Here is a 22,197-nt window from a genome sequence, read left to right as displayed (position 1 = left end):
GAATTCCCGTACCGAATAGGGGGTTCGCGGCGGCCGTAGGGGGGTCCGGGGAACGGGGCCCGCTGCTATACATGAATCACCAGTGCCTGCGAAGCGGGGAAGCCGGTGAGAATCCGGCACGGTCCCGCCACTGTGACCGGGGAGAAATCCCCGGAAGTCAGATTGCCGCCCGCAGGTGTCACGACGAGGCCCACGAGGATGGTGCTGATGCGTTACGGGAATCTCCCGCATGCCGGGACAGGGCGCCGCACGCTTTCGGCGCCTGCATTCGCAATCCTCGCCTAGCTCCGTCGGGGGCTGAATCCGGCGTGCCCGCGCGCACGCGTTCCACGGTGACCGCACGCGAACCGACCGCCCCGGTGGCCGCTTGCGCTGCCGACCTGTGCCGCGTGGCCCGCGCACCGCCCCTCAGACACCGCCGATTCCGCGTGCGTGAGCATCCGGGGATGGGAAGAGAAGAAGTGACAAAGATCGTTCTCTGGCGTCCGATGTACGACTCCTCGGGCGCCGACAGACTGCGCGGCCTCGGTGCCGAAGTCGTCGTCGTGGATTCCTCCGAGGAATCCGAGGTGATGTCGGCGGTGGCCGACGCCGACGCGCTCTGGGTGCGCTATCCCGAGAAAGTCAGCCGCCGGATACTCGCGGCGGCACCCCGGCTCACCGTCGTCTCCACCTCCGGATTCGGCACCGACAACGTCGACATCGAGGCGGCCACCGAATTCGGGATCCTCGTCGTCAACCAGCTCGGTTTCGGCCGGATTCCGGTCAGCGAACACATCGTCATGCTGATCCTGGCCACGCTCAAACAGCTCCACTGGGCCGACCCGGCCACCCGCGACGGCTCCGCCTGGCGGCAGCGCAGCGACCTCAGCCTCCACGAACTGCACGGCAGGACGGTGGGCGTCGTCGGACTCGGCTACGTCGGCGCCGAGACCGCCCGGAAGCTGACCGCCGGTTTCGGCGCGGACGTACTCGCCTACGACCCGTACGCCGATCCCCGCATCGCCCATCTGGTCGGCGCCGAACTCGTCACCTCCCTGGACGAGTTGCTGTCCCGGTCCACGATCCTCGCGCTCGCGCCCGCCCTGACCGCGACCTCGCGGCAGATGATCGGCGCCGACCAGCTCGCCCGGCTGCCGCGCGGCTCCTTCGTCGTCAACTGCTCCCGCGGCGGCGTCCTCGACACCGAGGCGCTGGTCGCCGCGCTGGAGAGCGGCCACATCGCGGCGGCCGGACTCGACGTCGTCGAACCGGAGCCGCTGCCCGCCGGGCACCCGCTGCTCAGCCACCCGCGCGTCATCCTCACCCCGCACACCGCCGGACTGACCGCCGAGACCATCGTGCGGATGACCGACTCCGCGGTCACCCAGCTCGGGACGGCGCTGCGCGGCGACCTCCCCGCCGCACCGGTCAACCGCGCCGCCTGGGACGGCGACCGCTCGCGCCGTAGGACCGTGCTCCCGTAGACCGCCGCGCACGGACCCAGGAACTCCCCAGGAAGGACGCCCAGTGGCTCACACCCGCACCACACCGGCAGACACCCCCCTCGGCGACGATTTCCATCTCTACGACACCACCCTCCGCGACGGCGCACAGCGCGAGGGGATCTCCTACTCCGTCGCGGAGAAGCTCACCACCGCCCGCACCCTGGACGCCCTGGGCGTCGGCTTCATCGAGGGCGGCTGGCCGGGCGCACTGCCCAAGGACACCGCGTTCTTCGCCCGAGCGACGGATGAACTGCACCTGAAGCACGCCGCGTTGGTCGCCTTCGGCAGCACCCGCAAGCCGGGCCGCAGCGCCGAACAGGACCCGCAGGTACGGGCCCTGCTCGACTCCCGGGCCCCGGTGATCACCCTGGTCGCCAAGTCCGACCGGCGGCACATCGAACGGGCGCTGCGCACGGACGTGGCGGAGAACTGTGCGATGGTCCGGGACACCGTGCGCCTCCTGGTGGCCGAGGGCCGCCGGGTCTTCCTCGACGCCGAACACTTCTTCGACGGCTACGCCGCCGACCCCGCCACCGCGCTGCGGGTGCTGGACGCCGCCATGGGCGCGGGCGCCGACGTCGCCGTCCTGTGCGACACCAACGGCGGCCAGCTCCCCGGCCGGCTCGCCGAGACCGTCGGCGAGGTCGCCGCCCGCACCGGGTTCCGTATCGGCATCCACTGCCAGGACGACACCGGGTGCGCCGTGGCCAACACCATCGCCGCCGTGGAGGCGGGCGCCACCCACGTCCAGTGCACCGCCAACGGCTACGGCGAACGGGCGGGCAACGCCGACCTGTTCGCGGTCATCGGCAACCTCACCACCAAGCTCGGCATGCCGGTGGTGCCGCGCACCCGGCTCGGCGACCTGACCCGCACCGCCCACGCCCTCGCCGAGACCGCGCACATCAGCCCCGACCGGCACCAGCCCTACGTCGGCGCGGCGGCCTTCGCCCACAAGGCGGGCCTGCACGCCAGCGCGATCAAGGTGGACCCCGCGCTCTACCACCACATCGACCCGGACGTCGTGGGCAACGGCACCCGCATCCTGGTGAGCGAGATGGCCGGGCGCACCAGCCTGGAACTCAAGTGCCTGGAACTCGGCTTCGGACTCGACGACCTGGAAGCCCTCTCCCGGGCGGTCGCCCGGATCAAGCGTCTGGAGGCGGGCGGGTGGTCCTTCGAGGCGGCGGACGCCTCCCTGGAACTGCTCCTGCACGACGAACTGACGGCCGGCGAGCCCGGCGGCCAGGGCGGGCCGGGACGCCCGTTCCCGCCCTTCACTCCCCTGTCGTACCAGGTCGTGGAGCGCCGCGCCCCGGACGGCGCGGTCGTCTCCGAGGCGATGGTCCGGCTGAGCCTGCCCGACGCGGAGGGCGCGGAGGGCACGGACGGGAACGACGGCATGGACGGCACGGTCGGCAGCGCCCCGGCGACCGGCCGGAGCACCCGGGAGGCCACCGCCACCGCCGAGGGCAACGGCCCCCTCGAAGCGCTCGACGCGGCCCTGCGCCGGGCCCTCGCCCCGCACCTGCCGTGGCTCGACGAGGTCCGCCTCGCCGACCACAGCGTCCGCGTCCTGGACGCGGTGGCCGAGCGCTCCGCGGACGGTTCCGCGGACGGCACCGCGCTGACCCGCGTCCTCGTCGTCTCCCGCGACGCCGAACGGGAGTGGACCACGACCGGTGTGCACGCCAGTGTCGTCGTCGCCGCCATGCAGGCCCTGACCGACGCCCTCGCCCACAAGGCACTGCGCGCCCCCGGACGGCCCCGGGCGAGCGTCCCGGCCTCCTGACCCGCCGACGCACCTCCCCCCACCACGCACACACCGTCACCGCCCCTCCTCCGGCCCCCTTCCGGCCTCTTTCCGGTCCTCTTCCGGCCCGCCGTGTCCCCGTGCGCGGACACGGCGGCCGGGGCGCCGGCCGACGCGCCCCGGTGCCCCGGCCCCGCCCCCGCCGCGCCCCGAAGAGGGGGCCGATAGGGTGTCCCCGCGCGGCGTGCGGGCCCGTCGCCGGGCGGTGGGAGCAGGTCCGCGGTTCATATGTCGGAGTCGGTCCGGGCGACGGGCCGGACCACGGCCGGGCGCGAGGGTCGCCCGGAGCGGACTGCGGGCGGCGGACGGCGGAGGACGGCGGAGCGGTGATGGCGGACGACCGGAACGGGCCACGGGACGGGGACGAGGAGCCGCGGACACGCGACGCGGCGGGGGAGGACCCGTACGCCTCACTGCTCGGCCTTCCGCTCAGCTCCGACCTGAACCGCATCGGCGAGCAACTGCACGCCCTGGCCCGTGCCCAGAGCACCCTTCAGGAACTCCTCCAGGCCGTCGTCGACATCACCGGGGACCTGGAACTGCCCAGGGTGCTGCGCCGTATCGTGCGCACCGCCATGGACCTGGTCGGCGCGCGCTACGGAGCCATGGGCGTCCTCGACGAGGAGGGGCGGCTGCTGGACGAGTTCATCCCGCTCGGTCTGAGCGCGGAGGAACTCGCGGACCTGAAGGGCGTGGAGCTGCCCCGGGGCCGGGGGCTGCTGGGCCACCTGATCCACCACCCCGAGCCGCTGCGGGTGCGCGACATCTCCCGGCATCCGGAGTCCGCCGGGTTCCCGCCCGGCCACCCGCCGATGAACACCCTGCTCGGCGTGGCCATCAGCGTGCGCGGACGCGTCTACGGCAACCTCTACCTCTCCGAGCGCAAGGACGGCCAGCCCTTCGACCGGCATGACGAGGGCGTCATCCGGGCGCTCGCCGGCACCGCCGGGGTGGCCATCGAGAACGCCCGCCTCTACCACCAGGCCCGCAACAGCGCCGAGCAGTTCCAGCGGCTCCTGCTGCCCCGGCTGCCCGACCTGAGACCCTTCGCCGCCGGCGCGGCCTACCGCCCGGCCAGCGCACCGGCCGCGGTGGGCGGCGACTGGTACGACGCGATGCGGCTGCCCGACGGCGCCTGCGTGGCCGTCATCGGCGACGTGGTCGGCCATGATCTGCGGGCCGCCGCCGACATGGCGCAGATCCGCAACATGCTGCGGGCGCTCTACTACGACCGGGGCACCCCGCCCAGCACCTCCCTCACCCGGCTCGACCGCATCATCCACTCCCTGGACGAGGCGCCCGTCGCCACCGCGCTGCTGGCCCGCCTCGAACCCGTCGAAGGCGCCTGGCAGTTGCACTGGTCCAGCGCCGGGCACCCGCCGCCGCTCCTGCTGCTGCCCGACGGCCGCGTCCGCTACCTGGACACCGACCCCGGACTGCCCCTCGGCGTGGCGGCCGACCTCGCCCGGCCCGACCACCGCGAGTCCGTGCCCGTGGACAGCACCGTCGTCCTGTACACGGACGGCCTGGTGGAGGTCCCCGGCCAATCCATCGACGAGGGCCTCGCCGAGCTCGCCGCCACCGCGTCGCGCCATGCCGGACAGCCGCCCGAGGAACTGTGCCGGGCACTGGCCGAGCACCATCCCAGCGACGGCCACGACGACATGGCGGTCCTCGCCCTGCGCACCCCGCCCCTCACCGGCTACGGCCGTACGTAGGCCGCCGCCGGGAGCGACTGCGCCTCACAGCGCGCGGCGGCGGGCGGCGGCCTCGCGGTCGTAGGCGGTACGGGCCCGTACCGCGGCCTCGCGGCCGGAGACCTCGGCCACCGGCACGTCCCACCAGGCCGCGGCGGGTGGCGCCGCCGCGCCCCCGTCCGAGGTGTCCGTCTCGACGTACACACACGTCGGTCGGTCGGCGGCACGGGCCGTGCGCAGCGCGGCGCGCAACTCGCCCGCGGTCCGGGCACGCAGCACGTCCATGCCGAGGCTGGCGGCGTTGGCGGCGAGGTCGACCGGGAGCGGGGCGCCGGTGAAGGCGCCGTCGGCCTCGCGGTGGCGGTAGGCGGTGCCGAAGCGTTCGGCGCCCACCGCCTCCGACAGACCGCCGATGGAGGCGTACCCGTGGTTCTGCACCAGCAGCAGCTTGACCGGCAGACCCTCCTGGACGGCGGTGACGATCTCCGTGGGCATCATCAGATAGGTGCCGTCGCCGACCAGCGCCCACACCGGCACGCCGGGCGCCGCCTGCTGCACGCCGATGGCGGCCGGGATCTCGTAGCCCATGCAGGAGTAGCCGTACTCCACGTGGTACTGGTGCGGCGAACGCGCCCGCCACAGCTTGTGCAGGTCGCCGGGGAGCGAGCCGGCCGCGTTGATCACCACGTCCTCGTCGCCGACCACCGCGTCCAGCGCGCCCAGCACCTGCGTCTGCGTCGGCACGGTGTCGTCGTCGGCGCGGAAGGCGGCCTCGACCACCCGCTCCCAGCGCCGCTTCCCCTCCCGGTACGCGGCCTCGTGGGCGGCGTCGACGCGGTGCCCGGCCAGCGCGGCGGTGAGCGCGGTGAGCCCGGCCCGCGCGTCGCACACCACGGTGGTGCCCGCCATCTTGTGGGCGTCCGCCGCGCTGATGTTGAGGTTGACGAAGCGGACGTCCGGATGCCGGAAGAGCGTCCCCGAGGCCGTGGTGAAGTCGGTGTAGCGGGTGCCGACGCCGAGGACCAGATCGGCGCCGCGCGCCAGCCCGTCGGCGACCTCGGTGCCGGTGTGCCCGACACCGCCGACGTCCGCCGGATGGTCGTACCGCAGCGCCCCCTTGCCCGCCTGGGTGGAGGCGACCGGGATGCCAGTGGCGTCGGCCAGCGCCCGCAGCGCGTCCTCGGCCGCGCTGTGCCGGACCCCGCCGCCCGCGACGATCAGCGGACGGGCCGCCGACCTGACCGCCTTGGTCGCGGCGGCGAGTTCGGCCGGGTCGGGGGCGGGCCGCCGGACGCGCCACACCCGCTCCGCCCAGAACTCCTCGGGCCAGTCGTACGCCTCCGCCTGCACGTCCTGCGGCAGCGCGAGGGTGACCGCGCCGGTCTCCGCCGGGTCGGTGAGGACCCGTACGGCGTGCAGCGCGGACGGGATCAGCGCCTCGGGGCGGGTGATCCGGTCGAAGAAGCGGGAGACCGGGCGCAAGGTGTCGTTGACGGACACGTCGGCCGCCGAGGGATGCTCCAGCTGCTGGAGCAGCGGATCGGCCCGGTGGGTGGCGAAGTAGTCGCCGGGCAGCAGCAGCACGGGCAGCCGGTTGACCGTCGCCAGGGCCGCGCCGGTGACCAGGTTGGTGGCGCCCGGCCCGATGGACGTGGTGACCGCCATCGTGGACAGTCGCCCGCTGCGGCGGGCGAAGCCGACCGCCGCGTGCACCATCGCCTGCTCGTTGCGGCCCTGGTGGTACGGCATCACGTCCGCGTGCTCGACGAGCGCCTGGCCGACGCCCGCCACGTTGCCGTGGCCGAAGATGCCCCAGGTACCGGCGATCAACCGCCGCCGCACACCGTCGCGTTCGGTGTACTGGGCGGCCAGGAACCGGATCAGGGCCTGGGCGACGGTCATCCGGCGGGTGCCGGGGGAGCGGCCGGGATCGGGACCGGGGCCGGGACCGGTCGCGGGGGTGCGGGTGCTCATCGGGACGGCTCCGGGGCGCGGTAGAAGGGGAGGCGGGGGTCGACGGGCTGCTCGGGCCAGGTGCCGCGGATCCAGGCGTGGTCCGGGTGGTCGCGGATCAGCCACGCCCGGTCGGCCCCCGGGCCCGCCATGACGTTGAGGTAGTACATGTGGTGGCCCGGTACCGCCATCGACGGTCCGTGCCAGCCGTCCGGGATCAGCACCACGTCGCCGTCGCGGACCTCCGCGAGCACGTCCGTGTCCCGGCCCGGCCCGGACGGCGACACCCGCTGGTAGCCGAGCCCCGGCGTGCCGTCGTGGCCGCTGAACTCGAAGCTGAACTCGAAGTAGTAGATCTCCTCCAGGACGGACTCCTCGCCGGGCCGGTCCTCGTCGTGCTTGTGCGGCGGGAACGACGACCAGTTGCCGCCCGGGGTGAGCACCTCCACGGCGATCAGCCGGTCGCAGTCGAACACGCCCGCCGCGGCGAAGTTGTTGACCTGGCGCGAACACGACCCGCTGCCGCGCAGCTCCACCGGCACCCCGGCCGCCGGTCCGTACCGGGCGGGCAGGCGGCGGGCGCAGCGCGCGCCGGTGAGCGCGAAGCGCCCGCCCCCGCCGGACGAGACGGTCACCCGCGCGTCCCGGGGCACGTACGCGAAGTCGCTCACCCCGGCGAACACGCTCTCCCGGCCGGTGAGCGCGAACGTGCCGTGCCCGAAGCCGTCGGAGCAGCCGACCTCGCAGGCCCCGCCGAGCGGCAGGACGATCCACTCGCTGTCGCCGGTGTCGAAGGTGTGCGAGCCGCCCGGCGCCAGCTCCAGGATCCGGAGCGAGGAGTGGCCCCAGCCCGCGGACTCGGGCGTGACCCGCACGGCGTAGGGGCCGTCGGCGGCCCGGCCCGCGGGGAGATGGAGCCGGGGGCCGGGTGCGGCGGGGCCGCCGGGTCCGGGCGCGGCGGCGGGCGTGGACGTCATCGGATGATCTCCCTCCTCTGCTCCCCCGATCACACCCGAACACACCCGTTTTCGCCAGACCGCCGTGCGGAGCCCGTGTCCTGACCGCGGATCGGCGGCGGTGGATTGACAGCGGGCGCGCCACGGGGTGGACTCGCGGGGGAGGACGACGCGGGACCCCGCCGGGCCCGCACCGACGACCCCCGAAGGGAACGGCTGCCATGGCCACGGCCCCCGCGCTCGACCGGATCCGGGTCGGCTCGGCCCCCGACTCCTGGGGCGTCTGGTTCCCCGACGACCCGCGGCAGACCCCCTGGCACCGCTTCCTGGACGAGGTGGCCGAGGCCGGCTACCCCTGGATCGAACTCGGCCCGTACGGCTATCTGCCGACCGACCCGGCCCGGCTCACCGACGAACTGGACCGGCGCGGCCTGAAGGTCTCCGCAGGCACCGTCTTCACCGGCCTGCACCGCGGCCCGTCCGTGTGGCAGGACACCTGGGAGCATGTCGGCCGCGTCGCCGCGCTCACCCGCGCCATGGGCGCACGGCACCTCGTCGTCATCCCCTCCTTCTGGCGGGACGACAGGACGGCCGAGATCCTGGAGCCGCCCGAGCTGACGAGCGAGCAGTGGGGGCACCTGGCCCGGGGCACGGAACGCCTCGGCCGCGAGGTCAAGGAGACCTACGGCCTCGACATCGTCGTCCACCCGCACGCCGACACCCACATCGACACCGAACCGCACGTCGCCCGCTTCCTCGACGCCACCGACCCCGACCTGGTCCGGCTGTGCCTGGACACCGGGCACTACGCCTACTGCGGCGGGGACAGCGTGCGGCTGATCGAGACCTACGGCGACCGGATCGGCTATCTGCACCTCAAGCAGGTCGACCCGGAGATCCTGGCCCGGGTGGTGGCCGACGGGGTGCCGTTCGGGCCCGCCGTGCGGCGCGGGGTGATGTGCGAACCGCCCTCCGGGGTCCCGGACCTGGAGCCCGTCCTGGCCGCCGCGCAGAAGCTGGGCGTCGACCTGTTCGCGATCGTCGAACAGGACATGTACCCGTGCGCGCCGGACACGCCCCTGCCCATCGCCGTACGCACCCGCCGCTTCCTGCGGTCCTGCGGCGCCTGACGCGGCGGGGGCGGGCGGACGTCCGCCCCGGCGGGGCGAACCGGCGGCCCGGTGCCGCGTGGGTGTCCGGCCGCCCGGTCCGCGCGGGTGTCCGGCGGCGGCCCGGCCGGACCCGCGTCCCGTCCCCGGGCGCACCGCCCGCGCTAGAGTCGCCCCTGGTACGGCATCACCGGCGGCCGTGAGGGCCGCCGGTGGCGCGGTGCCGGTGCCGGTGCCGGACACGCCCTTCGACGGGGAGCCTCATGAGCACAGCGCGTGACCTGATGATCGTCGCCCTGGACACGGCACCGGCCCGCCGCCTGGAACGCGGCGACCTCTCGCTCGCGCTGGCCGGTGCGGAGGCGTACGACCTGCTCCGGGCCGGGACGATCGTCCTGGACGGCGGCGGACGCATCCTGCCGGTACCCCGCACCGGCCACGGACCGGGTCCGGAACCCGGACCCGGCCCCGGACCCGCAGACCGGCTCCTGGACGAGGCCGCCGCCGTACTCCGGCGCGAGGCGCCCTACGAATCGCTCCCGGACTGGCTCTGGCGGCGCGGACGCGGCCTGGCCTCGGCGCGGCTGGCCGCGCTCGCGGAGGAGGGGCACGTGTCCTGGGAGCGCAGCCGCTGGCTGCCGTTCCGCGGCGGACGCACCGTCCTCGGCGACACCGCGGCACGGCGCCGGGCGGCGTACCGCTGGGCCGCCGACGAGCCCGTACTGCTCGCCCTCGCCGCGGCGGCCGGGATCCGCGACGAGATCGCCCCGGACGAGCCGACGGCCACCGACGACACGGTCCTCACCGTGCTCGCCGCCGTGCACGACGCGGTGATGGAACTGGAGGCGGTGCGCCGCCGCCGCGCCATCGAGGACGCCGCCTTCGCCAACGTCTGGCGGGGTGCCTGAGCGTGGCGCCGGGGCCCGCCGCCCTCGTCCCGGCCCGCCGTCCGCCGAACGCTCAGAGATCGACCGCGTACACCTTGCGCAGCGTCTCGTGCACCGTCCATGTCGTACGGTCGCCCTCCCGCAGCACCGCCACGTCGCCGGGGCCGACGCGCAGGGTCGGGCCGCCCTCCACCTCGATCGTCGCCGAGCCGCTGACCACGAAGAACAGCTCGTCCGCCTCGGTGTCGGTGACGACGCCCGGGGTGATCTGCCAGATCCCACGCGCCTGCCGCCCGTCGGCCGACTCCCAGAGGACCTTCCCGGTGACCTCCGGGCTGCCGGAGACGATCTGTGCCGGGTCGAGCGGTTCGGGGACCAGCTCGCTGTCGGGGACGGCCGGTACGTGGAGCGCGAAACTGTGGGTCATGCGGGGACCCTAACGGGGGGACGCCGCCGCGCGGCGTGGACACAGTGTGCGGGATCGGCGCGCGGGCACGGACACTTCGTCGCGCGCCGTGAAGTGGCGCGGGCGGGCGCCCCGGGTGATCGTTGGGGGGTTCCGACTCCGTACGCCCGGGAAGCGAGCAGCCCATGGCGGACCCCACGGCGGCCGTGCCCGCGCGGCCCGCCCACGATGATCCCCGGGCCATGCTGCTCTTCGGAGGGGTCTACGGCGCCGTGGTGGCCTGCGCCATGGTCGCCGCGCTCACCGAGTACGGGCACACCTCACCGGCCGCCCGCCGCTACGACGCCGCCTGGCTGCTGGTCACCGCCTTCGCCTCGGCCCTCGCCCACGGCTACTCCCACTACATCGCCGAACGCGGACCGCACCGGCGCGGCGAGGCACTGCGCGCGCTCGCCGCCGAGTGGCCGCTGGTCGCGGCCATGCTGCCCACGGTGCTGATCCTCGCCGGGGCCGGCTGGGGCTGGTGGCCCGCGGACGGCGTGGAGTACCCGGCGTTCGTCCTCAACATCGCCCTGCTGTTCGCCCTCGGCCTGGCCTCGGCCAGACGGGCCGGGCGGCGCTGGACGGCGGCGCTGGCCACGGGGTTCGTGGACGCCCTGTTCGGACTGCTCGTCGTGGTGGCCAACGCGGTCATCAAGTGACCTGGCGCCCGCGCGGTGGGGTGCGGGAAAGCGCGGTGGGGTGCGGGAAAGACGGGGGTCGATCCGGCCGACCCGGACTCAGAGCACCCGTCCGGCCCCGGCGTCGTCCAGACCGGTGCATGCCACCCTCCCGCGCACCACGGCGCACGCCTCCACCCCGCGCGGCGAGGAGACGGCCAGCATCGGACTGGCGTCGCCTGCGGTGTCCGCGGCGGAGTAGGCGGCGGACAGGGCGTCCTCCTCGCTGCGCACGGAGACCTCCCGGGCCACCGCGCCGCGCACCGCCACCTGGGACCAGACGGCACGACAGGACGGCGACCAGCGCAGCCGCACCGTGTAGGTCGCGTCGGCGACGGAACTCTCGGTGCGGGCGTCCCGGGCGCAGGCCGAGGCGCCGGGCAACGCGCCCTGGCAGGACCGGCCGTGGCAGCGCAGGGCGGCCAGCACGGCGGCCCGCGCGCCCGGGGAGGCACCGCGCGAGGAGGTGGCCAGGGCCGTGACCACCGCGGCGAGCGCGGTGAGCAGGGTGAGCGCGGGCAGCACCAGCCCCCGGCCCCGCCGCCGCGGCCGGGCGGCGCCCGGACGGCCGGACGCCCCGGACCCGCCTTCAGGGGCGGAAACGGTAGGTGGGGCAGGCGAGGTCGGTGGGATGAGTGAGGTCGGTGGGACAGGCGAGGTCGGTGGGACGGGCGCGGTCGGTGGGGCCGACGCGCGTTGCGCGGGGACGCCGGGTGCGAAGTGCGCAAGCGGTGCGATGTCCGTCCCGGTACAGGTGTCCGCCCGGGACCCGGTGTCCACCGGTGCCGCCCAGAGGGCCAGTGCCGGGCCCGGGTCGGTGCCCGCGAGCCGGGCCAGCGCCTCCACGGCCGAGCGGGGCGGGTGCTTGGCGCCGCTGAGATAGCGGTGCCAGGCGGACTTGCTGTAGGGGGTGCGCGCGGCCAGGGCCGCCAGACTGAGACCGGTGCGCCCCCTCAGCTCGCGCAGATTCGCCGCCAGCGGCCCGGACGAGGGTGCCGCTTCCTGGGGCTGGCGCATGTGCTGCTCCCGACTCCGTGCCGCTTCGGGTGATTTCACCCCGGATGCCCCCATGGCTTCCCGGGACGGGGGCACCGCCACACATCCGGCCGGTATGAGAAGGGTGAGCCGGGTACGGGTCCGCCGCCGCACACGGGAACCAGCCGGGCGGCGGCGGCCCCGTGCCGTCACCGGCCGCGACGGGCGCCGGTCACGGCCGGGGGAGGGGCGTCAGCACCACGGCAGCGTGCCGCGCACCACCCGCACGTAGTGCGCCGAGACATAGCCGCGGCTCTGGGCGAGCCGGTACCACTGACGTGTGCCGTGCACCGAGGAGCCGTTCGTCCGGCACCGGAGCGCCACCAGGCTGCCCGCGCGCAGCCGGCCGGTCACCCGGTAGCCGGTACCCGGGCCGGAGCGGACCCGCAGTGGGGAGTGGCGGGTGATCACCCGTCCGTAGGCGTGTGTCGAACGGCCGTGCGTGGCCCGGTGGTTGACGTGGTGCGCGGGCCGTGCGGCGGGCGCGGACGATGGGGTCGGGGCGGCCGCCGACACCGCGGCGCGCGGGGTGGCAGGGGTGGCCTCGGCTGCCGTGGGCACGAGCGCGAGCATCGCGACCGTGGCCAGCAGGCCGCCGGTGAGGGTCCGTCGGATCATGGAAACCTCCGGGCTGTCGTTCCGGTGACGGTGACCACCTGACGTGATCACACGTCGCCCAGCGTTTCCGCGTCGGCCGCCCCCGATGCCGTCCCCGCGTCCCGGGGACGGCGGGGACGTCCCCGGGACCGCGCGGCGGGCACACCGCAACGATCGCTCCGGGGAATCCGCATCCGGCCGAAGCCGAGCTGGGCGCCGCCCTCACCCGCTGTGCACTCGCGAACTACTTGAGTAACGCAACGATATGGTAAACTGGAGCCATGGCCTCTGCATCATCCCCGTCGCCCGGACCCGTCTCGCCCGAAGTGGCCGAGATCGAGCGCGCGCTCACCAGGATCACCTATCTGAGCACGCGGGCCCGGCAGCACGAGAAGATGATGGGCCTGGCCGGAGTCCCGCTGGACCGCGCCGCGGTCGCGCTGCTGCGCCAGATCGCCGACTCCGAACCGCTGCGCCCCGGCGAACTGGCGCACCGCCTCGGGGTGGAGGCCTCGCACGTCACCCGTACCGTGCAGCAACTGGAGAAGACCGGGCACGTCACCCGCGTCCCCGACCCCGACGACCGGCGGGCCCAGCGCATCCGGCTCACCGAGGCGGGCCGCGACGCCATAGCCCGGGTCCGCGAGGTCGGCGCCCGCGGCATGGAGGCCGCCCTGTCCAACTGGTCCGCGGACGAACTCGGGCAGCTCGCCACCCTGTTCCACCGCATGGTCGACGACTTCCTCGCCTACGCCAAGGACGTGGACCCCGACCACGAACCCACCGCCTCGCCCACCGGCTGAGAGCACCCGCGCGCGTGCGGTAATGTTTACCTGCGCGTTCACGCGGTTCACCGCACGTGAGCGCATCGGGACGTGGCGCAGCTTGGTAGCGCACTTGACTGGGGGTCAAGGGGTCGCAGGTTCAAATCCTGTCGTCCCGACTGGAGACAGTCGCAGGTCAGGGCCGGTTTCGGAGGCATCCGAAACCGGCCCTTGATCATTTTTGGGGTGGGTCGCGTCGCCAGGAGAGGCGTACGGCTCCCCTCCAGGACGGAACGCGGCGTCCTCCTTGCGGAGCGCCGTGGGCTGTCGGGGGGCTCCTCTCGGGCCCTTCGGGCGGGCACGGGCGGATGATACGGGCCGCCGGTACCATCATTGCATGGGTACGCAAGAACGGGTGTGGGACGAGGAGGCCGCGGAACGGGCGGTGGCGGTGCTCAAGGCGGTGGCCGACCCCTCGCGCTACCGGTTGCTGTGGGCGCTGAGCGGCCGGGAACTGTCGGTGAGCGCGCTGGCCGGGATCCTGGGCGCCCATGTGGCCGCGACCTCGCAGCATCTTGCGAAGCTTCGGACGGCCGGGCTGGTGACCACGCGCCGGGAGGGCACGCGGATCTACTACCGAGCGGCTGCTGTACGCGCTTTGCTGGAGGAGGCCCAGCTGGTGGGCGCGGGCGACGACGCCTCGGGACCCGGCGGCGGGGGCGAGGTGCCCGCCGCGGCCGCGCAGGAGCGGCCCGCTGTCGTGCGCGGGCCGCTCGGCGCCCGGCTGGCGCTGGGTCAGTAGCCCGGGATCCGGGTGCCGGCGTCGTCGTTCTCGCCGAGCCGGTACTCCTGGGGCTCGGCATCGTACGAGTACAGCTCCGCGTACCGGCCCCAGTCGGTGGCCGTCTCCAGCTGGACCGTGACCTGTTCGCTGGTGAAGTGGTGAGCCAGGATGTCGCGGAAGAAGCCGGAGCGCAGGGCGCGGCCGGGGTTCTGGCGCAGGCTGCGGGTGATGAGCTGGACCAGCGGCGCGTGGCCGAGGACCGCCTCGGCGAAGATCTTCTTCGATTCCTGGACGTCGGCGTCCGCGAAGCGCTCGCCGGTCTCGGTCAGCAGCAGGTCGTCGCCGGTGAGGGTGGTGAAGGCGAGCAGGTCGAGGGCGTCGACCTGGGGCAGGATGTCGTCGATCTCCAGGCCGAGGTCGTCGGCGAGGTCGGCCAGGTCGCAGCGTCCGCCGCGGTTGAGGACCATTTCCGCCAGGCCGGACAGGCCGTCCACGCTGGCCTGCGGGAGCGGGGTGTTGGCCGGGGTGCGCTTGTCCAGCTCGACCGACTCCGCGCGGCCGGGTGTCCGGCCCTCCTTCTGCCGGCCGGTCATGGTGCGGTAGACGCGGTCGATGAGGTCCTCGAAGGCAGCTGCGTTGCGGTCGCGCGGGCGGTCCAGGCCGACCTCGAAGACCTCGCGGATCGTGCCGTAGGGGCGAGAGCCGAGGACGACGATCCGGTCGGCCATCAGCACGGCCTCCTCGATGTTATGGGTGACCAGCACGATCGCCCGGGTCGGGAACTGGCCCGACTCCCACAGCTCCATCAGCTCGCCGCGCAGGTTCTCCGCGGTCAGCACGTCCAGGGCGGAGAACGGCTCGTCCATCATCAGCACATCCGGCTCGACCACCAGTGCGCGGGCGAAGCCGACGCGCTGGCGCATGCCGCCGGACAGCTCCTTCGGGTACGCCGACTCGAAGCCGTCCAGGCCGATCAGGTCGATCGCCTGCCGGGCGGCCTCCGCGCGCTCCGCTGCGCCGACCCCCTTGGCCTCCAGGCCGAGTTCGACGTTCTGCTGCACGGTCAGCCACGGCAGCAGCGCGAAGGTCTGGAACACCATCGCCGTACCGGGGTTGGCTCCGGTCAGGGGGGTGTTCTTGTAGGTGACCGTGCCGGAGCTGGCAGGGAGCAGGCCCGCCAGGCAGCGCAGCAGCGTGGACTTGCCGGAGCCCGACTTGCCCAGCAGGGCGACGACTTCGCCGGCGCGGACCTGGAGATCGATGCCGGACAGGACGGGCAGTTCACCGTCGGCGCCGGCGTAGGACTTGGTCAGACCGGCGGTCTCCAGCAGCAGGTCACCGTCGGCAGGGCGGGTGGTCGTGGTCGAGGGGAGGACATTCATCGCCATGGCTGGCTCCAAGCGCGTATCAGCAGAAGGGAAGTTCACAGGGAGTAGCGGGACTCGGCCAGCCGGTACAGGCGGCGCCAGAAGAAGCGGTTGAGGGAGACGACGTACAGGCTCATCACGGCCACTCCCGCGATCAGCTTGGGGAAGTTCCCGGCCTCGGTGGCATGGGCGATGTAGGCGCCCAGGCCGGTCGCGGTGAGCGTGGTGCCGCCGAAGCCGACCACCTCGGAGACGATCGAGGCGTTCCAGGCGCCGCCGGAGGCGGTGATGCCGCCGGTGACGTAGGCCGGGAAGATCCCCGGGATGATCAGTCGCTTCCAGCGCTGCCGGCCGGTGACGCCCAGGTCGTCCATGGCCTCGCGCAGATCGGTGGGGATGGCCATGGCGCCGGCGATGGTGTTGAAGAGGATGTACCACTGGGCGCCCAGCGCCATCAGGAACATGCCGCCGATGTCGATGGTCAGCCCGGTCCTCAGGAAGAACCAGACGGCCAGCGGGAAGAGGAAGTTGGCGGGGAAGGAGGCCAGGACCTGGACGACGGGCTGGGCGATGCGGGTCAGCTTCGGCGAGAAGCCGATCTTCACACCGACGGGCACCCAGACCAGGGTCGCGACGGCGACCAGGACCACGACGCGTGCGAGGGTGGCCAGGCCCAGGAGGAGGGGTTCGCCGAAGACGCCGAGGCCGGTGTGGTCGTGGAGGTAGTGGCCGAGGTCGATCAGACCCCACAGGATCAGTCCGCCGGAGACCAGGGCGAAGGCGATGTCGCCGGTGCGCTGTCGGGTGCGGTCGACCACCAGCGGCTGGTCGTCGACGCCGAAGACGCGGCCGGCCCGGCTGAGGGCCTGGCCTGCGGGATGCAGGGCACGCCCGAGGAGCTGGGGCCAGTGGGAGCGGCGCAGGAAGTTGAGGACGTAGGACTTCTGGACCTCGCTGGCCTCGGACTGCTCGTTCTTGAAGCGCTCGGCCCAGGCGGTCAGCGGGCGCCAGAACAGGAAGTTCACCCCGACGACCATGATCGCCATGGTGGCGATGGCCCAGCCGACCTTGCCGAGGTCGCCGTTGGTGATCGCGGCACCGGCGTAGGAGCCGACGCCGGGCAGGGCGTAGTCGGTGTTGCCCAGGGTGACGGCCTCGGAGGCGACGAGGAAGAACCAGCCGCCGCCGAAGCTCATCATGCCGTTCCACACCAGGCCGATCGTCCCGGAGGGCAGTTCCACCTTCCAGAACCGCATCCACCGGGTGAAGCCGAACGAGCGTGAGAGTTCGTCGAGTTCGCGGGGCAGGGAGGTGAGGGAGTGGTAGAAGCTGAAGGTCATGTTCCACGCCTGCGAGGTGAAGATCGCGAAGATCGACGCGCACTCCAGTCCCAGCATGGAGCCGGGGAACAGGGCGATGAACCCGGTCACGGCCACCGTCAGGAAGGCGAGGACGGGGACGGACTGAAGGATGTCGAGCGCCGGGATGAGGATGCGCTCCAGGCGGCGGCTCTTGGCGGCGGCGTAGGCGTAGACGAAGGTGAAGACGGTGGACAGGGCCAGCGCGAGGAACATGCGCAGCAGGGAGCGCGCGGCGTCGTACGGCAGTTCGCCGATGCTGGTATCCACCTTCGCCGACTGACTGGTGGAGAACGAGACCGTGGTCCCTTTCCCGACCCGCAGCGCGACGTAGAGCAGCACCAGCACGGCGGCAGCGACCACCACGTCCACCCAGGAGAAGCGGGACAGGCGGTCGGCGGAACGGGCGGACAACGACGACGACTGCGTCGCGGGGGCGGACGTGTTCGTCCGGAACGACATCACAGGAACCTCCAACCGCACGTGGCCACAGGTGTACCGGGGCGCGGGTGCAGCAGATGGTGAGAGCGGATGGTTGCCGCGTACCGGGGCGCGTGGACGCGCGCGGGCGCAGCCTTCCGACGGAGCGCGTGTGCGTCCTCGGCGGAGGCAGCACGGCCAGTCACGTGCGGAAGCGGTCAGAGACTGCCGCAGAGGCAGCACGGACTGGGTGGGTCGATGTCCATGATCGCCTCCGTTCAGTCGTGCGGTTCCGGGATGGCACACGGAGCCCGTCCAGGGATGTGACAGGCGGGTGCCGACAGGTAGTCTGCCGCTTGTTGCGTCGATACGCAAATAGACCGATCGGAGGGGATCGGGGTGGTCTGTTTGCGCCGATGTGCAAGTATGGAGGGGGCAGGCCGGCCCTGCCGAGGAGGTGAGCGACATGGATCGCAGCAGTAGTCCGGGCCATATCCGGCCCCTCGCCCCCGTGTCCCCCCACCTCTCGGGCACCCGGTAGTCCTCGCGCACCGCGTCGGGGCCGCCACCGTGCCCTCGACCCGTCCCTGTTCCGGCGGGGCCAAGGGAGATTCCCATGGCGGACCTGACCACCTTCGACTTTGCACTCCGGCTCGCGGTCGGCGGCGGCTGCGGCGCCCTGATCGGCGTCGAGCGCCAGTGGCGCGCACGCATGGCCGGCCTGCGCACCAACGCCCTCGTGGCCGTCGGCGCCACCCTCTTCGTCCTCTACAGCGAGGCGGTCGGCGACTCCGGCAGCCCCACCCGCGTCGCCTCCTACGTCGTCTCAGGCATCGGCTTCCTCGGCGGCGGCGTCATCCTCCGCGAGGGCGGCGGGGTCCGCGGCCTCAACACCGCGGCCACGCTGTGGTGTTCAGCGGCGGTCGGAGTACTCGCCGCGTCCGGCCGACTGGACCTGTGCCTCATCGGCACGGCCGTCGTCATCGCCGTCCACCTGCTGCTGCGCCCGGCGGGACGGCTGATCGACCGCGTACCGCAACGCGACCCGAAACCGCCGTACTGCGCGCACGCCGGGCCGCCCGAGGCCGTCGCGGCCGACGGACACGTGCCCGTGACCGTCGTGCACGAGTGGATCGAGGCAGCGTTCTCACCGGGACATCCCGACCGTGCGAGACCGTGACGGCCCACTCCGATCCCGTCCGGGGGCAAGGGCCGGTCATGGATGAGGGGTCAGGTCGGCGCGGACGGTGGAACGGGATCCGGTGATCCAGGGCGATCTTGACCGGTTCGGGCTGGTCGTACAGGTCGTAGGGGAGAAGTCCTCTGCCACGACCAGCTCCTTGCCCTTCGATGCTGCACGGCGGTAGATCTCCAGGCCGTCCCGGTAGGCGCCGAACGCACCAGGCTTGTCTCCGACGACGACGCACAGCGGCTGCGTCAGGAGAACCTCGGCGCGGTGGAACGTGTCCCAGCCGATGGCGGATCCCTGCCGGGAGAACAGTCTCTCGGTGCGGCGGCCGTCCGAAGGCCAGGGCGAAAGGGGAAGGTGCCTCAAGGCCGGAATCAGGGGGAGCGGTCGGTGCAGGTTGTCGCGCACGATCCACTCGGGCGCGAACCCGGCCCTCGATCATGTGCCGCGGAGGGGTCGGTGCCCGCGGCGGCCGGATCAAGCCGTCCGCACCCTGTCGGCCTCGTCGCGGGCACGCACAGCGGCCGCGTGGTCGCCGGTCAGGGTGTGTGCCTCGGCCAGGGTGCCGAGGCCGACGGCCAGCCATCTGGCGGAGCCGATCCGCCGCCAGATCCTGACGGCGGCTTCGGCACGCCTGCGGGCGAGGACCGGGTGGCCCACCGCGAGCTGTGCCTCGGCGAGCGCGTGCAGGGTGGCCGCCTCGCCCCAGAGGTTGCCGAACTCGCGGTAGGTCCACAGACTCCTGGCCAGCAGGCGGCGTCCTTCCCCGTGCTCGCCCTGCCGGACCAGGATGTCCCCCAGCCAGCAGGTGGCGTGGGTGACGCTGAGACGGTCGCCGAGTTCCTCGCTGATCGCGGCGGCCTGCCGGTAGGCGTCGGCGGCGGCCGGATAGGCCCCGAGCGCGCGACGGCTCTGGCCCAGGCAGCGCAGGGCCTGGGCCTCCCCCGGCCGGTAGCCCGCGATCCGGCTGAGCTCCAGGCACTTCGCGAACGCCGCGACGGCGGCCTCGACGCGTCCTTGTTCGAGATCGATGACGCCGAGGCCGTTGGTCGCGTAGACGAGGCAGTTGACGTTGCCCGCCGATGCGGCGAGCCCGGCTGCCGCCTCGAAGTGGAGCACGGCGGAGGAGTACTGGCCGAGGAGCCGGTGCACATAGGCCAGTCCGGCCGTCGCACTCGCCCGGTACACGGGCTCCTGGTCCACGGCGAGCAGCAGGGCCTGCTCGAAGTGGTCCACGGCTTCCGGATAGCGGTCGAGGATGGTGGTGAGTTCGCCCAGGCACCGGTGCACCTTGGCGGCGCTGAGCCGGTCGCCGCTGCCCAGGGCCGCCTTGAGGGCCCGCTTCTGGAGCGTCTCCCAGTCGTCGAAGTGGCTGCCGACCTGGAACAGGGTCGTGAGGGCGGTGGCCAGTCCGGCGGCGGCTGCGACGCCCTCCGTCCCGTCCAGCGCCTGCTCCGCGACGTCGATGAGGAACCGGCGTTCGTCGTTGAACCAGGCCAGCGGATCGGCGAGCAGGTGCCCGGCCTCGGTGTCGGACAGCCGCCAGGAGACCAGGTCCAGCTGCGAGATGCCCTGGAAGTCGACACTGAGCGCGTCCGAGGCGTGGTCGGCGAGGTGCAGGCTCGCCGCGAGCAACCGGGTGAGCGCAGCGGCGCGGTCCCGTTCCGGGACGTCCTGTTCCGCCCGTTCCCGGCCGAAATGCCGCACCAGGTCGTGCAGTTCGTACCGGATCCCGGTGGCGTCCGCCGAACCGGCCTGCACCAGGTGTACCTCGACCAGGTCGTCGAGGACGGCCTCAGCCGCGGACAGGTCCGTGTCCAGCAGCGCGGCCAGTGCCCAGGCGGCGAAACCCGGTCCCGGCAGCAGAGCGGTCATCCGCAGAGCGTGCTGCATGGCCGACGTCACCTGCCGGTACGTCAGTTCGAGGCTGGCGCGTACGGCGATGTGGCCGACGGCCAGCTCGTCGAGCTTGCGCTGCTCGTCGGCGAGGGCACGCGCCACCTTGGCCAGGGGCCAGTGCGGACGCGCGGCGAGCCGGGCACCGGCGACCCACACGGCCAGAGGGAGGCCACCGCAGGTCTCCACGATGGAACGGGCCGCCTCGGCATCGGATTCGGTCCGGTCCCGGCCCAGCATCTCGCGCAGCAGACCGAGCCCCGCCTCGGGGTCCAGCACGCCCAACGGCAGCCGTCGGCCGGGCAGTTCCGCCATGGTCGTACGACTGGTGACGACAGCGGCGCAGCGGATGCCGCTGGGCAGGAGGTCCCTCACCTGCCGGGCCCCGGCGGCGTTGTCCAGGACGACGAGCGTCCGCCGCCCGGCCAGCAGGGTGCGGTAGAGGTGGACGCGGTCGATCAGCTCCGCGGGCACGGTACCGCCGGGGACCCCGAGCGCGCGCAGGAAGGTGCCGAGGACCGTGAACGGATCGGCCGGTTCGTCGCCGAAGCCCCGCAGGTCCACGTGGAGCTGGCCGTCCGGGAAGCGAGCGGCGACCAGATGCCCCGTACGCACGGCGAAGGCGCTCTTGCCCACCCCGGCGGGGCCGGTGACCAGCAGGGTCACCGGACCGGGCTGTTCTTCGCCGAGCAGCCGACGGGCCTCGTCCAGCGCGTCGTCGCGGCCGACGAAGAGTGACAGGTCCGCCGGGAGCAGACGGGGCACGAGCTGGCGTGCCATCGGCGGGTTCGCCTCCGTGATCGGCGGGTTCGCCTCCGTCTCCGCCTCGTCGGCCGGTGCCGCCGGGACGGGCTGTGCGGCGGTCGGGGACGGGGGCCGGGGAGGGGACGGGGGAGGGGACACGGACAGCGACGGGTCCCCGGCGAGGATGCGTTCGTACAGCCCCCGCAACGCCGCGCCGGGGTCGACGCCCAGTTCACCGGCGAGCCGTCGCCGCGTGCGCTCGTAGACGTGCAGTGCCTCGGCCTGCCGTCCGCACCGGTACAGGGTGAGCATCAACTGCCCGATCACCCGTTCGTCGAGCGGATGCCTCTCGACCCGGGCGGCCAGCTCGTTCACCATCCCGCCGTGCCGCGCCAGGCGCAGCCGCACATCGGCCAACTCGATCTGGGCTGCCAGCCGTTCACCGTCGAGGAGATCGCGCTGCGCGTTGAACCACGGGGTGTCCGCCCCGGCGAACGCGCTGCCCCGCCACAGTGCCAGGGCTTCCCGCCACAGCGCCTCCGCCTGCTCGTCGTCGCCCGCCTCGCGGGCACGGTCCGACAGATCACGGAAGCGGTGTGCGTCCACCGCCGAAGGCCGGACGGCCAGCCGGTAACCGCCGCCCCGCTCCCGTGTGATGGCCGTCCCGTCGTCCGCCAGTACGTGCCGCAGCCGGGAGATGTATCCGTACAGTTGCCGACGGCCGGCCGCCGGCTCGGCGTCCCCCCACACCCGGTCCACCAGCACGTCGGCCGGAACCGCCCGGCTCGCGTCGACGAGCAGCGCCGCCAGCACGCGCCGCTGCATCTCGTGCCCCGCGTCGACGGGGACCGCGTTCCGGCACACCTCGATGGTCCCCAGGATCGCGAAGCGCGTCGCCATCCGCCACCACACCCCCTGCCCGCCCCTGCGTCTCCACGCCACACTCTGTGTGCCAACCGGCTCCTGGTTCCAGGTGGATTCAAGCTTTTCCGAAGGTCTGCCGACGCTGCCCTCGG

General features: G+C 73.4%; 17 protein-coding genes, 1 tRNA gene, 1 pseudogene and 1 riboswitch. Of the genes and pseudogenes, 10 read left to right on the top strand and 9 right to left on the bottom strand.

All coding sequences use genetic code 11. The features are described 5' to 3' along the window. Positions 1-36: 36 nt before the first annotated feature. Positions 37-189: riboswitch (cobalamin riboswitch) on the top strand. Between the two features lie 272 nt (positions 190-461). From B086_RS39875 to B086_RS0112225, 3 genes are all read left to right on the top strand, one after another. After that, positions 462-1,466, top strand: a complete 1,005-nt coding sequence (locus B086_RS39875) for an NAD(P)-dependent oxidoreductase (protein WP_158679223.1) — start codon at positions 462-464, stop codon at positions 1,464-1,466. Between the two features lie 43 nt (positions 1,467-1,509). After that, positions 1,510-3,279: a citramalate synthase gene (cimA, locus tag B086_RS0112230; protein ID WP_018566697.1), complete on the top strand. Its 1,770-nt coding sequence runs from the start codon at positions 1,510-1,512 to the stop codon at positions 3,277-3,279. A gap of 350 nt (positions 3,280-3,629) precedes the next feature. Further along, the gene (locus tag B086_RS0112225) at positions 3,630-5,018 is read left to right on the top strand and encodes a PP2C family protein-serine/threonine phosphatase (RefSeq protein ID WP_018566696.1); all 1,389 of its coding nucleotides are present in this window, start codon (positions 3,630-3,632) and stop codon (positions 5,016-5,018) included. Between the two features lie 24 nt (positions 5,019-5,042). Here B086_RS0112225 and iolD read toward each other — a convergent pair whose 3' ends face one another. Together iolD and iolB are read right to left on the bottom strand one after the other, a co-directional pair. Next, positions 5,043-6,971 carry a 3D-(3,5/4)-trihydroxycyclohexane-1,2-dione acylhydrolase (decyclizing) gene (gene iolD, locus B086_RS0112220; protein ID WP_018566695.1) on the bottom strand — a complete coding sequence of 643 codons (1,929 nt, stop codon included), beginning with the start codon at positions 6,969-6,971 and terminating at the stop codon, positions 5,043-5,045. Then, positions 6,968-7,927 carry a 5-deoxy-glucuronate isomerase gene (gene iolB, locus B086_RS0112215; RefSeq protein WP_018566694.1) on the bottom strand — a complete coding sequence of 320 codons (960 nt, stop codon included), beginning with the start codon at positions 7,925-7,927 and terminating at the stop codon, positions 6,968-6,970. Before iolB ends, iolD begins: the two co-directional genes overlap by 4 nt. Before the next feature lie 200 nt (positions 7,928-8,127). Here iolB and B086_RS0112210 point away from each other — a divergent pair, with 200 nt between their 5' ends. Both B086_RS0112210 and B086_RS0112205 read left to right on the top strand, forming a co-directional pair. Next, positions 8,128-9,036 (top strand): sugar phosphate isomerase/epimerase family protein, encoded by a 909-nt coding sequence (locus tag B086_RS0112210; protein ID WP_018566693.1) that lies wholly within the window; start codon positions 8,128-8,130, stop codon positions 9,034-9,036. A 242-nt stretch (positions 9,037-9,278) separates the two neighbouring features. Further along, positions 9,279-9,923: a GPP34 family phosphoprotein gene (locus B086_RS0112205; RefSeq protein WP_018566692.1), complete on the top strand. Its 645-nt coding sequence runs from the start codon at positions 9,279-9,281 to the stop codon at positions 9,921-9,923. Between the two features lie 52 nt (positions 9,924-9,975). Here the strand turns inward: B086_RS0112205 and B086_RS0112200 are convergent, their stop codons facing one another. Beyond that, positions 9,976-10,329 (bottom strand): cupin domain-containing protein, encoded by a 354-nt coding sequence (locus tag B086_RS0112200; protein WP_018566691.1) that lies wholly within the window; start codon positions 10,327-10,329, stop codon positions 9,976-9,978. Positions 10,330-10,493: 164 nt separating this feature from the next. On the opposite strand from B086_RS0112200, the gene B086_RS0112195 reads away from it, so the two are divergent. Continuing rightward, complete coding sequence (locus B086_RS0112195) at positions 10,494-11,009, top strand: hypothetical protein (RefSeq protein ID WP_018566690.1); 516 nt, start codon at positions 10,494-10,496, stop codon at positions 11,007-11,009. Between the two features lie 78 nt (positions 11,010-11,087). On the opposite strand, the gene B086_RS41940 is transcribed toward B086_RS0112195, so the two are convergent. After that, on the bottom strand, positions 11,088-12,044 hold the full coding sequence (locus tag B086_RS41940) for a helix-turn-helix domain-containing protein (protein WP_018566689.1): 957 nt from the start codon (positions 12,042-12,044) through the stop codon (positions 11,088-11,090). Positions 12,045-12,254: 210 nt separating this feature from the next. Beyond that, positions 12,255-12,680: an SH3 domain-containing protein gene (locus tag B086_RS0112185; protein WP_018566688.1), complete on the bottom strand. Its 426-nt coding sequence runs from the start codon at positions 12,678-12,680 to the stop codon at positions 12,255-12,257. Positions 12,681-12,940: 260 nt separating this feature from the next. Between B086_RS0112185 and B086_RS0112180 the strand changes: the two genes are divergently transcribed. The 3 genes from B086_RS0112180 (at position 12,941) to B086_RS0112170 (ending at position 14,225) form a co-directional block, all read left to right on the top strand. Continuing rightward, entirely contained in the window at positions 12,941-13,462 is a 522-nt protein-coding gene (locus B086_RS0112180; protein WP_026252336.1) for a MarR family winged helix-turn-helix transcriptional regulator, read from the top strand. 66 nt (positions 13,463-13,528) lie between these two features. After that, positions 13,529-13,602, top strand: a tRNA-Pro gene (locus tag B086_RS0112175). A 218-nt stretch (positions 13,603-13,820) separates the two neighbouring features. Continuing rightward, the gene (locus B086_RS0112170) at positions 13,821-14,225 is read left to right on the top strand and encodes an ArsR/SmtB family transcription factor (RefSeq protein ID WP_037873337.1); all 405 of its coding nucleotides are present in this window, start codon (positions 13,821-13,823) and stop codon (positions 14,223-14,225) included. Here B086_RS0112170 and B086_RS0112165 read toward each other — a convergent pair. After that, positions 14,219-15,595 (bottom strand): nitrate/sulfonate/bicarbonate ABC transporter ATP-binding protein, encoded by a 1,377-nt coding sequence (locus tag B086_RS0112165; RefSeq protein WP_018566685.1) that lies wholly within the window; start codon positions 15,593-15,595, stop codon positions 14,219-14,221. The two genes, B086_RS0112170 and B086_RS0112165, sit on opposite strands and share 7 nt — an antisense overlap. A 35-nt stretch (positions 15,596-15,630) precedes the next feature. Then, positions 15,631-17,394 carry an ABC transporter permease gene (locus tag B086_RS0112160; protein ID WP_018566684.1) on the bottom strand — a complete coding sequence of 588 codons (1,764 nt, stop codon included), beginning with the start codon at positions 17,392-17,394 and terminating at the stop codon, positions 15,631-15,633. A gap of 574 nt (positions 17,395-17,968) precedes the next feature. On the opposite strand from B086_RS0112160, the pseudogene B086_RS39865 reads away from it, so the two are divergent. Beyond that, positions 17,969-18,391: pseudogene (locus B086_RS39865) on the top strand (MgtC/SapB family protein); the annotation flags it as partial. A gap of 177 nt (positions 18,392-18,568) precedes the next feature. On the opposite strand, the gene B086_RS46205 reads toward B086_RS39865, so the two are convergent. Both B086_RS46205 and B086_RS0112150 read right to left on the bottom strand, forming a co-directional pair. Further along, positions 18,569-18,949, bottom strand: a complete 381-nt coding sequence (locus B086_RS46205) for an alpha/beta hydrolase (RefSeq protein ID WP_199790743.1) — start codon at positions 18,947-18,949, stop codon at positions 18,569-18,571. Positions 18,950-19,018: 69 nt separating this feature from the next. Then, the gene (locus tag B086_RS0112150) at positions 19,019-22,081 is read right to left on the bottom strand and encodes an AfsR/SARP family transcriptional regulator (protein ID WP_018566682.1); all 3,063 of its coding nucleotides are present in this window, start codon (positions 22,079-22,081) and stop codon (positions 19,019-19,021) included. Between the last annotated feature and the right edge of the window lie 116 nt (positions 22,082-22,197).

It is taken from the genome of Streptomyces sp. PsTaAH-124, assembly GCF_000373685.1.
Classification (GTDB): domain Bacteria; phylum Actinomycetota; class Actinomycetes; order Streptomycetales; family Streptomycetaceae; genus Streptomyces; species Streptomyces andamanensis.
This window is presented reverse-complemented; position numbering and strand designations above follow the sequence as displayed.

What these genes read in the sequence shown, in the direction of transcription:
- B086_RS0112195 (WP_018566690.1), top strand. Translation starts at nt 10,494, where the DNA reads ATGGCGGACCCCACGGCGGCCGTGCCCGCGCGGCCCGCCCACGATGAT.
- B086_RS0112150 (WP_018566682.1), bottom strand. Translation starts at nt 22,081, where the DNA reads ATGGCGACGCGCTTCGCGATCCTGGGGACCATCGAGGTGTGCCGGAAC.
- iolD (WP_018566695.1), bottom strand. Translation starts at nt 6,971, where the DNA reads ATGAGCACCCGCACCCCCGCGACCGGTCCCGGCCCCGGTCCCGATCCC.
- B086_RS0112205 (WP_018566692.1), top strand. Translation starts at nt 9,279, where the DNA reads ATGAGCACAGCGCGTGACCTGATGATCGTCGCCCTGGACACGGCACCG.
- B086_RS0112180 (WP_026252336.1), top strand. Translation starts at nt 12,941, where the DNA reads ATGGCCTCTGCATCATCCCCGTCGCCCGGACCCGTCTCGCCCGAAGTG.
- B086_RS0112200 (WP_018566691.1), bottom strand. Translation starts at nt 10,329, where the DNA reads ATGACCCACAGTTTCGCGCTCCACGTACCGGCCGTCCCCGACAGCGAG.
- B086_RS0112225 (WP_018566696.1), top strand. Translation starts at nt 3,630, where the DNA reads ATGGCGGACGACCGGAACGGGCCACGGGACGGGGACGAGGAGCCGCGG.
- B086_RS41940 (WP_018566689.1), bottom strand. Translation starts at nt 12,044, where the DNA reads ATGCGCCAGCCCCAGGAAGCGGCACCCTCGTCCGGGCCGCTGGCGGCG.
- B086_RS0112165 (WP_018566685.1), bottom strand. Translation starts at nt 15,595, where the DNA reads ATGGCGATGAATGTCCTCCCCTCGACCACGACCACCCGCCCTGCCGAC.
- B086_RS0112160 (WP_018566684.1), bottom strand. Translation starts at nt 17,394, where the DNA reads ATGTCGTTCCGGACGAACACGTCCGCCCCCGCGACGCAGTCGTCGTCG.
- iolB (WP_018566694.1), bottom strand. Translation starts at nt 7,927, where the DNA reads ATGACGTCCACGCCCGCCGCCGCGCCCGGACCCGGCGGCCCCGCCGCA.
- B086_RS0112170 (WP_037873337.1), top strand. Translation starts at nt 13,821, where the DNA reads ATGGGTACGCAAGAACGGGTGTGGGACGAGGAGGCCGCGGAACGGGCG.
- B086_RS0112210 (WP_018566693.1), top strand. Translation starts at nt 8,128, where the DNA reads ATGGCCACGGCCCCCGCGCTCGACCGGATCCGGGTCGGCTCGGCCCCC.
- B086_RS0112185 (WP_018566688.1), bottom strand. Translation starts at nt 12,680, where the DNA reads ATGATCCGACGGACCCTCACCGGCGGCCTGCTGGCCACGGTCGCGATG.